We start from the raw sequence: 6,000 nt of genomic DNA, 5'->3' as shown, positions 1-6,000 counted from the left end.
GAGCCATCGCTGGCTCCTAAACTTGTACTACAACTGCAATACTTCAAGGAACTTTGTTTCGGACGAATCCGAAATATTCTCAATTCGTTTCCCCGGCCCCGAGAGGTCGGGAATTACACAAACGAAGTAAAGAACTCTTTTATTGCGTCCGACCGGAAAAACTTCCGAAACGGACTGCAAAGATAAATCAAAATTTCAATTCCGCAAAAACTTTTTTTTCACTTTCCTTCCTTCCCTTCCTTCCCCCTTATTCCACCCCCCTCCTCTTCTTTTTTGCGGATGCAAAGGTAATCACCTTTCCGGATTCTGCAAATATTTTTTGAATATTTTTTTGAGTCCGTTTTTTTCGTAGCTTTGTAGGTATCTTGATTCTCAAATCAATAGCATGAAAATATTTTACGCAATTCTAACCTACAACTACCCTACTCTGCTGGGCCGCATGATTCGCGCACTGGCCGGACCGGAGAGTTGGTTCTACATCCATGTGGACAAACGGATCAGCACCTTACCGTTCCGTCAGCAAACTGCCGGACAGCCGCAAGTGCGATTTCTCGACGATACGGAACGTATCGTATCGAGATGGGGACACATCTCCACCGTAGACGCCGCCCTACAAACGATACGAAAAATCAAGGCGGAACACCCGGCCGAAAAGAACGGATATATTGTTCTGCTCAGCGGACAAGACTACCCGATCCATTCACGCGCATACATCCACCGGTTTCTCGAAGAGCATGCCACAACAACGTTCATGCAGACCGAACCCCTCCCTTACGCCAACCTACCCGAAGGAGGCCTTAACCGCATTCGCGACACCTACTTTCAACTCGGCGGAAAATTGGTGCAGCGGATCCGGCCCTACCGGTTCAACAAAGAGAACGCCGTGACATATTATAAAATATTGCGTTATCGGCCCTCTCTGTTATTCGAAGCTATTCGTGCTTTTTTCGTACGACGAAAATACCCGTACCCAGAACTGCCCCCGTATGCAGGTGAGTTTTGGTGCGGTTTCCCGCTGCAAACGGGAGATCTGTTACTCGAACGCACCGCATCGCTTCCCAAATACCACGCTTTCCACCGGCAGACACAGATTCCAGAAGAGTGTTATTTCCACACCCTCGTAGCCAACAACATCGAACATCTGCCGGGTCCGCTGGACTACGGCACACTGCACTACGTCGATTGGAGCAATCGGCATACCCCGGTCATTTTTGACATCAGCCACCGCGACGATCTGTTGCGCGTGATACAAACAGAACCCGCCCTGCTCTTCGCCCGCAAATTCGACGACAGCACGGCCGAAGGACGGGAAATACTGGATTTCATAGACCAACACATTCAAAAATCATGAATACCCGGGAAGAAAAACTGGCCGCCATCGGACGGCTGCTGGACGTGATGGACGAACTGCGGGTCAAATGCCCGTGGGATCGGGAGCAGACCATGCTCTCGCTGCGGAACGCCACCATCGAAGAGTGTTTCGAACTGATGGACGCCATCGTGGAGGGCAATCCCCTATATATAAAGAAGGAGTTGGGCGACCTGCTGCTACACATCGTCTTTTACGCCCGGATCGCACAGGAAGAGGGGCGGTTCGACATCGGCGACGTGGCGACGGCCCTCTGCGAGAAGCTGATTTATCGCCATCCCCACGTCTACGGCGAGACGGCGGCGGCCGATGCCGGACGGGTGGTGCAGAACTGGGAGGCCCTGAAACAGAAAGAGAAGGACGGCAACAAAACGATTCTGGCGGGGGTGCCGAAAGGGATGCCGGCCCTGCCGAAGGCCTGCCGCATCCAGCAGAAAGCTTCGACCGTAGGGTTCGACTGGCCGGAACGCGACGCAGTTTGGGCGAAAGTCCGCGAAGAGGTCGCGGAGGTACAAACCGAGATCGAAGCCAAAAATCCGGATCATTTGGAAGCCGAGTTCGGCGACCTGCTCTTCTCGGTGGTGAACGCCGCGCGGCTGTACGGGGTGAATCCCGACCTGGCGCTGGAGCGGACGAACCGAAAATTCATGGCCCGATTCGGCTACATGGAGAACAAAGCCAAGGAAAAAGGCCTATCTTTACAAGACCTCTCCGCCGAGGAGATGGAACGGTACTGGAATGCAGCGAAAACGGAACACCTGTAACGACCCAACATCATGAAACTGAAACAGCTGATTTTACTCTTCGGAAGCGCGACCGCCCTGCTCTTCCTGTCGGGTTGCGACGCCCGCCACGACCTCGGTCTGCGCTCAGAAAACGAAGCATCGATAGAGGCCGAAGAGATCGACCTGGAGACAGAGATGTCGGAAGGGGAGGCGAGTAGCGCCGTGTACGGCGGTATGGAGAACGGGACGGGCGACGGCGCAGAGGGCTGGCGGGAACTGCTGACGGCCGGTTCGGTGGCTTCGTCGGACAGCTCGCGACAGTTTATCCGCACGGCAGAGATGAAGTTCCGCGTCGAACACCTCGCCACCTCGATCTACGCGATCGAAGAGATCGTCCGGGAACAGGGCGGATTCGTGCAGCAGAGCGACATGCAGGACTTCGTCTCTTCGACCCGCAAGACGCCGGTCAGCCGGGATTCGATTCTGGAAACGACCCTCCACCGGCTCTCGTGCACCATGACCGTACGGGTTCCCGCTGAGCGGCTGGATACCGTCATGCTGCTGATTGCCAACCATATCGACGTTCTGGACTACCGCAGGCTGAAAGCCGAGGAGGTCACGCTCGACTTGCAAGGCCAGCGGCAACTCGAAAAGCGATACCGGAAATATACGTCGGAACCGAAGCCCCGCACGGACTCTGCTGCGGAGATCGCCTTCAAACGCACGCTCGAGGGAGACGCAGCGGCTTTGAAACTCAGAAAGCTGAACGACCGGATCCGGTTCGGCACCCTGACCCTGCACCTCTACCAGCGCGAGACGACCCGGCAGGAGGTGCTTCCGCAGCCGGAAGAGGTGCAACCCTACCGGCCGGGATTCTGGACGGAAGCGGGCAACGCCTTGTCGCGCGGCCTCAACGTACTGAAAGTCATCGCACTGTTCCTGATCCACATCTGGTGGCTACTCTTGGGCGGAGCGATCACATGGGGCGTTTTGTGGTGCCGGAAACGATGCTGCCGCAGGAAAAAACAATAACCCGATCTTCTCAATAAAGAACGCCGGCTGTCGTATAAGTGACGACAGCCGGCGTTTCTCTTAATCCCTCTCGTCGAACCGGTCGGTCAGTCGAACCGTTCCGTCCGGCCCGCAGCGCAGCGGCAGCTCCCCGAACATCCGCTCGACCGCACCGCCCGCCACCAACTCTTCCGGCGTTCCCGCCTCCACCCCGTCCCGACCCATCACCCACAAAAGATCGCACAATTGGAGCGCCACCGAAAGATCGTGCGATGAAAAAAGGACGATTTTACCCGTTCGATGCGCCAACCGTCTCAACAACAAAACGGTATGATACCGGTTCGGCAGGTCGAGAAACGCCGTCGGCTCGTCGAGCAGCATCACCGGCGTATCCTGAGCCAAGGCTCGTGCGATCATCACCCGCTGCCGTTCCCCGTCGCTGAGCGAGTCGAGCGTTTTGTCCCGAAACGAAGCCATCCCGACCTGTTCCAACGCCTCGGCCACCCGGCGTTCGTCCTCCGCCGACAACGTCCCGAACCATCCTGTATAAGGCGCCCTCCCCATAGCCGCCACCTCGTGCACACGCAAATGGGCCGCTGTCACCGGCTCCGTGGTCACAAACGCAATCCGCCGGGCCCGTTCCGCCGGCGAGAGCCGTAACAACGCATCGCCGTCCAGCGACACTGTCCCGCTCAACGGTCTCCGCACGCCGGCCAACACCCGCAAAAGCGTACTCTTTCCGACCCCGTTCCGGCCCAAGAGGGCAATCAATCGCCCCGCTTCGGCCTTGAGCGTCAGATGTTCCTGCAAGATCCGCTCTTCTCCTCCCCTTTTCGGTCGATAGCCGAGGGTAAGGTCTTCGATTTCGAGTCCCATTACATCATCCTCCCGCGTTTGTTATTGACCACCACGGCGACCACCACCGGAATCCCCACCAGCGCCGTCAGCGTATTGACCGGCAGAATCAAATCCGTGCCCGGTAGTTGGGACAACATGTCGCAAAGGAGCATCAGATCGGCGCCGATCAACATCGAAGCGGGCAACAGGATCCGATGATCGGCCCGCCGGAAAAACATCCGGGCCAGGTGCGGAACGGCAATCCCGACGAATCCGATCGGCCCGCAAAACGCGGTCACGCCTCCCGCCAGCAAAGAGGTCGCCACAAAAATCACAGTCCGCACCCGCCGGATCGACACCCCCATACTCCGGGCATATCCCTCGCCCAGCAACAAAAGATTCAACGGTTTAACGGATAAAACCGAGAGCAGTATCCCGCCGCCGACACAAAGCGCCAGGATCAGCACCTGGGCAGGCGACAAGCCGCCGAGACTCCCCATCGACCAGATGACAAACCCTTTCAACGCGCTGTCGCTGCTGAAATATTGCAGGAGATCGACCAGGGCTGCTGCTCCGCTGCCGAACATCATCCCGAGGATCAGGACAGCCATCATATCCCGGATCCGCGCCGACACGACCATCACGACCACCAGAATCGCCGCCGCCCCGCTCCACGCAGCCACCGCCATGCCGAGATCGCGCGCCATGCCGAGTCCTCCGATCACCGGTGCGCCGAGCAGAAAAAGCGCCACGCCGAGACTGGCTCCCGAGCTGACTCCCAGGACATAAGGGCCGGCCAGCGGATTCCGGAAAACGGTCTGCATCAGCAGTCCGCTCACCGCCAGGGCGCTTCCGACCAGCAGCGCCACGATCGTTTTCGGGAGCCGAAAGTCGAACAGAATCCGCCGCATCACCTCGTCATCGCCGGCACCGAACGGCCACACCAGCCCCGTCGAGCCAACCGTCACATCGGCTCCGAACAGTCCGACGAGCAGCACGCCGAGGAGTATGAATTTCAGTTTCAATCTATGTTTCGATTTTTTATTTCATTGCCGCCCCCTCCCCGCCCCGGGCTACCGCGACGGGGGTAGCAATGGATGTTTGGGTGCCGCAAGCAATACCGGGGTTGAGGGCAACAGCTGGTCTTCTTCCATCAGCGGCACGAACCGCATCTATCTACTTTTCGATATGCAACGATTACTGTGCAGCAGTCCGGTCAACTGTGCTCACGGTTTTCAGTTGCGTTGCCTCTCGGAATAAACGGGGCGTGTCGCACTCACAAATGGCCGGATCTACCCTAAGGCGGCCTCTACCCCACCCGCAGATTGGGCCGACACAGCCGCAGCGAAACGTAATTTCGCTCCGTCCCGCCGGGGCGCCCACTGGGCGTTTTATTGGGGTTTTCTTTGCCATATTGGCCGGACACCGCCCGCGCAGGGCAGTTCCATCCTGTTGGGGTAGAGGCGGCCAATTGGGAGTGCGGCACGCACCGCCCGCCCGGCGTAAGGGCAGTACCCTCAAACCAACCGCGCGCCGACGCCTTAAAAGGGAAATCGTCAAAATGTGCCGGCACGTTTGACGGGATTTCCCATGGCGCGCGAAAGCAAACCCAATCACCCCGCCCCGGGCTTCCGCAATCATGGGGAGGGCGTAGCAAGGTCCATTGGCAATGTCGGGTACAGTTGGTCTTCGCCGGCCAGTAGTACTCTTGGCATGAGCTTAGGCTTCGGCACGACGTGGCTTTATCCCAACTACGTGGGCAACAGTGCCTTCGGTTTTCAGTTGCGTTGCCTCTCGGAATAAACGGACGCGCAGTGTCTTTTACTGGCCGTGTCTACCCTAAGGCAGCCTCTACCCTACACCGTTGCGGCCGGACGCCCGGGAGTGATCTGGGGTAGAGGCTGCCAGTAAAAGACGCTGTGCGTCCCTCCCGGGGGGGAGGCGTCCGGCCCGCGCGACCCTAAAGGGTCGCAAAAGCTCTGCCCAAACTACAGCCCAAAGCCCCGCCCAATTCTCCGCCCCGTGTCCGCCTCACTGCGGCTCCGCTATCGCTCCGCC

Annotated in this window: 7 protein-coding genes; 5 read left to right on the top strand and 2 right to left on the bottom strand. The window is 58.2% G+C overall.

Annotation, left to right across the window (positions count from 1 at the left end):
- Positions 1–385: 385 nt before the first annotated feature.
- Genes QZ292_RS03815 through QZ292_RS03805 form a run of 3 tightly spaced genes read left to right on the top strand, consistent with a single transcriptional unit; the run spans position 386 to position 3,126 of the window.
- Positions 386–1,351, top strand: a complete 966-nt coding sequence (locus tag QZ292_RS03815; protein WP_294598045.1) for a beta-1,6-N-acetylglucosaminyltransferase — start codon at positions 386–388, stop codon at positions 1,349–1,351.
- Positions 1,348–2,133, top strand: a complete 786-nt coding sequence (gene mazG / locus QZ292_RS03810) for a nucleoside triphosphate pyrophosphohydrolase (protein ID WP_294598043.1) — start codon at positions 1,348–1,350, stop codon at positions 2,131–2,133. Before QZ292_RS03815 ends, mazG begins: the two co-directional genes overlap by 4 nt.
- 12 nt (positions 2,134–2,145) lie before the next feature.
- Positions 2,146–3,126, top strand: coding sequence for a DUF4349 domain-containing protein (locus QZ292_RS03805; RefSeq protein ID WP_294598041.1), 981 nt, complete (start codon positions 2,146–2,148; stop codon positions 3,124–3,126).
- 60 nt (positions 3,127–3,186) lie between these two features.
- Here QZ292_RS03805 and QZ292_RS03800 read toward each other — a convergent pair whose 3' ends face one another.
- Positions 3,187–3,981 carry an ABC transporter ATP-binding protein gene (locus tag QZ292_RS03800; protein WP_294598040.1) on the bottom strand — a complete coding sequence of 265 codons (795 nt, stop codon included), beginning with the start codon at positions 3,979–3,981 and terminating at the stop codon, positions 3,187–3,189.
- Complete coding sequence (locus QZ292_RS03795) at positions 3,981–4,967, bottom strand: iron ABC transporter permease (RefSeq protein ID WP_294598038.1); 987 nt, start codon at positions 4,965–4,967, stop codon at positions 3,981–3,983. Before QZ292_RS03795 ends, QZ292_RS03800 begins: the two co-directional genes overlap by 1 nt.
- A gap of 76 nt (positions 4,968–5,043) precedes the next feature.
- Between QZ292_RS03795 and QZ292_RS03790 the strand changes: the two genes are divergently transcribed.
- Together QZ292_RS03790 and QZ292_RS03785 are read left to right on the top strand one after the other, a co-directional pair.
- On the top strand, positions 5,044–5,202 hold the full coding sequence (locus QZ292_RS03790; RefSeq protein WP_294598036.1) for a hypothetical protein: 159 nt from the start codon (positions 5,044–5,046) through the stop codon (positions 5,200–5,202).
- A 315-nt stretch (positions 5,203–5,517) separates the two neighbouring features.
- Positions 5,518–5,745 (top strand): hypothetical protein, encoded by a 228-nt coding sequence (locus QZ292_RS03785; protein WP_294598034.1) that lies wholly within the window; start codon positions 5,518–5,520, stop codon positions 5,743–5,745.
- Positions 5,746–6,000 lie beyond the last annotated feature (255 nt).

The organism is uncultured Rikenella sp., from assembly GCF_910577125.1.
Classification (GTDB): Bacteria; Bacteroidota; Bacteroidia; order Bacteroidales; family Rikenellaceae; genus Rikenella.
The sequence above is the reverse complement of the archived record's forward strand: the minus strand, read 5'-3'. Positions and strand labels throughout refer to the sequence as shown.